This is a genomic window from Streptomyces synnematoformans, assembly GCF_039531005.1.
Classification (GTDB): domain Bacteria; phylum Actinomycetota; class Actinomycetes; order Streptomycetales; family Streptomycetaceae; genus Streptomyces; species Streptomyces synnematoformans.
Window position 1 is genome coordinate 1 of the sequence record NZ_BAAAPF010000497.1, and the last position, 3,384, is coordinate 3,384.

At 73.8% G+C, this 3,384-nt stretch carries 3 protein-coding genes; 1 reads left to right on the forward strand and 2 read right to left on the reverse strand.

Annotated elements, in window-relative coordinates; translation table 11 throughout:
* The first annotated feature begins 20 nt into the window (after window positions 1-20).
* Window positions 21-1,952 (forward strand): radical copper oxidase GlxA, encoded by a 1,932-nt coding sequence (gene glxA, locus ABD317_RS35020; protein WP_027755287.1) that lies wholly within the window; start codon window positions 21-23, stop codon window positions 1,950-1,952.
* Between the two features lie 93 nt (window positions 1,953-2,045).
* Here glxA and ABD317_RS35025 read toward each other — a convergent pair whose 3' ends face one another.
* A complete protein-coding gene (locus tag ABD317_RS35025; protein WP_344295692.1) occupies window positions 2,046-3,056 on the reverse strand; it encodes a glycoside hydrolase family 6 protein in 1,011 nt (336 codons plus the stop codon).
* Window positions 3,057-3,174: 118 nt separating this feature from the next.
* The coding region (locus tag ABD317_RS35030) for an ArsR/SmtB family transcription factor (protein WP_344295696.1) at window positions 3,175-3,384 on the reverse strand (210 nt) is incomplete at its 5' end.

Sequence of the window (3,384 nt, forward strand, 5' to 3'; positions counted from 1 at the left end):
CGACGAGCGGGAGCTGATCCATGGCGTACCGGCCCGGCACACGGTTCAGGAAGACGGCGATAGGCACGGGCGTGGTCCTGCTGCTGGCGGGACTCAACGCCCCCGCGGCCATAGGCTTCGCCGAGGAGCAGTACCACGAGTACCGGATATCCCGGCCCGGGTACCTGGCGAAGTACGGCTCCTGGCAGGTGCAGGACACCCCGGATTCGTACCGGCTCAACGCGATCCACGCCACCCTGCTGCACACCGGCAAGGTGCTGCTCATCGCCGGCTCCGGCAACGACCAGGAGCAGTTCGACGCCGGCACGTTCCGCACCATCCTGTGGGACCCGGAGAAGAACAGCTACGAGGAGATACCCACCCCGGCCGACCTGTTCTGCGCCGGCCACACCCAGCTCGCCGACGGCCGGCTGCTGGTCGCCGGCGGCACCGCCCGCTACGAGCTGCTCGACGGCGACGTCGAGCGCGCCGGCGGCCGGATGCTGGTGAAGAACGAGGACCCCGACAAGCCGGTGAAGCTCAAGAAGGGCACCGGCTTCATCGCCCCCTCCGGCCTCGTCTACCGCACCACCGCGAAGGTCACGGTGCCGGCCGCGGACAAGAAGACCCCGAAGCGCGGCAAGGCGGTCGTCACCGCCGCCGAGGCCAACGTCTTCGTCGAGGCGGAGGAGGAGGGCCGCGGCTACGTCCAGGACCGGCAGGCGCAGTACGCCGTCGAGGGCCTGACGGGCAAGGACGCGGACAACGTCTACGGCCTGGCGCAGAAGCTCACCATGGAGAAGCAGGACTTCCAGGGGATCAAGGACACCTTCGAGTTCGACCCGGTGAAGGAGCGCTACGTCCGCGTCGACCCGATGGACAAGGCCCGCTGGTACCCGACGCTCGTGACGCTGCCCGACGGCAAGGTCCTGTCGGTCTCCGGCCTCGACGAGGCCGGCGAGATCCTCTACGGCGACAACGAGATCTACGACCCGGAGACCAGGAAGTGGTCGAAGGCGCCGAAGCGCTACTTCCCGACGTACCCGGCGCTCTTCCTCACCCAGGGCGGCAAGCTCTTCTACTCCGGCGCCAACGCCGGCTACGGCCCGGCCGACCGCGGCCGCAGGCCAGGGGTCTGGGACCTGGAGGACAACTCCTTCACCACCGTGCCGGGCCTGACCGACCCCGACCAGCTGGAGACCGCGTCCTCGCTGCTGCTGCCGCCCGCGCAGGACCAGAAGGTCATGGTGCTCGGCGGCGGCGGGGTGGGGGAGTCGGAGAAGTCGACGCCGCGCACCGCGGTCATCGACCTGACGAAGGACGAGCCGGTGTACAAGGAGGGCCCCCGGCTGCCGCAGGGGACCCGCTACCTCAACAGCGTGATCATGCCCGACGACTCGGTCTTCACCAGCGGCGGCTCGGTGGACTACCGCGGGCGCAGCGACAGCGACATCCACAAGGCCCAGTTCTACGACCCGGACACCAACTCCTTCACCCGCGCCGCCGACCCGGAGGTGGGCCGCAACTACCACTCCGAGGCCGTGCTGCTGCCCGACGGCCGGGTCGCCACCTTCGGCTCCGACTCGCTCTTCGCCGACAAGGCCAACACCCGGCCGGGCACCTTCGAGCAGCGCATCGAGGTCTTCTCGCCGCCGTACCTGCACCGGATCGACGAGGAGGACCGGCTGAGGATCGGCCGGGGGCCGAAGCGGCCGGGGCGCGGCAAGGAGGCGACGTACGAGGTCGCGGGGGCCGAGCGGGTGGCGAAGGCGCGGCTGATGCGGCCGGGTTCCGTCACCCACGTCACGGACGTCGAGCAGCGCTCCATCCAGCTGGACGTGCGCAAGGGCGACGGGGAGGTGACGGTGACCGTGCCGGAGGACCCGACGCTGGTGCCGCCGGGCTGGTACATGCTCTTCCTCGCCGACGGCGAGGGCGTGCCGTCCGAGGCGAAGTGGGTGCACGTGCCGTGACGAACCCGCCGGCGGGGCCCCCGCCCCTCGCCCCCGCCGCCGTACCCCGCCGCTGCCGCGGCGGGCCGCGGGCGGCTCGTACGGGGGCGGCGCTCAGCCCGCGCGGCGGGCCAGGCCCAGGGCGTACTCCGGCCACCACTCGCCGGCCTTCGGGCCGCCGCGGCACGGCCCGTCCGACTCGCCGGGGCGCTTGACCCAGAGGAAGGCGTCGACCAGCTTGTCGCCGGTCCGCGTCGTCGGCGGCTCGCCGAGCGCCCGCCCCGGGGGGTTGCACCACACCTCGTCGGGCGGGCCGGCCAGCGGGCCGTTGCCGTTGCGGCTGGTGTCGATGACGAAGTGGGCGTCGTCGAGCAGCCCGGAGAGGCGGCGGCCGTAGGCGATCTGCTCGTCGGTGCGCCGGAAGTTGGAGACGTTGAGCGCGAAGCCGTCGGCGTCGCCGACGCCGGCCTTCCACAGCGCCCGGGCCAGCTTGGCGGGGTCGGTGATCCAGGCGGAGTTCCCGGCGTCGAGGTAGACCTTGACGTTCGGGTGCTGCTTGAGCCGGGCGATGGCGCCGGAGATCAGCCGGAAGCGCTCCTCGTGCAGCTCCGGCGGGGTGCAGCCGTCCACGACGTGCGGGACGGCGTCCGGCTCCAGGACCACCAGCGCCCCGCCGTCGGCGAGGGCGTCGGCGAAGGCGCCGATCCACGGCGCGTACGCGGCGGCGTCGGCGGCGGCGGCGGCGGAGTGCTGGCCGCAGTCGCGGTGCGGGATGTTGTACGCGACGAGCACCGCGGTGCGGCCCTCGGCCGCCGCGCCGCGAACGGCCTCGCGCACGTCGGCGCCGGGGTCGTGGCCGCCGGTGGGCCACTCGGCGACCGGCCGGCTCGCGATCCGCTCCAGCAGTTCGGCGTCCTTCGTCCGCCCCTGCCGCCGCCACTCCTGCACCTGCAGGGCGGCCGGCGAGCGGGGGTTCACCCAGAACGGCGACCCGGTCACCGCGGCGGGGCCGGCGGACCTGCCGCCCTGCGGCCCGGGGCCGCCGCCGTCGCCGTTCGCGGCCGAGCAGCCGAGGAGGGTGCCGAGGAGCAGGACGGGGACGAGCGTGGGGATCCGCACTGACATCCACTTCTCCCGCGGCAGGCGATCGGACGGAACGGGATGATCGTGACACAGGGGACCTGGGCCCCGGGGGCGCCGCGCCCGGACGCCGCCGGCCGGAGGCGTCCGGATGGCGGGCCGGTCAGCCGCCCGCGGCCAGCGCGACGCCGAGCGGCGTGCGCTCGTACAGCACCCGGTGGCGCTCGCGGCGGGAGGTCAGCAGGCCGGCCGCCTTCAGCACGGACAGGTGCGCGGAGACCGACGACGGGGCCAGGCGCAGCCGGCGGGCCAGCGCGGAGGTGGAGGCCGGCTCGTCGAGCGCGGCGAGGACGCCGGCCCGGCCGGCGCCCAG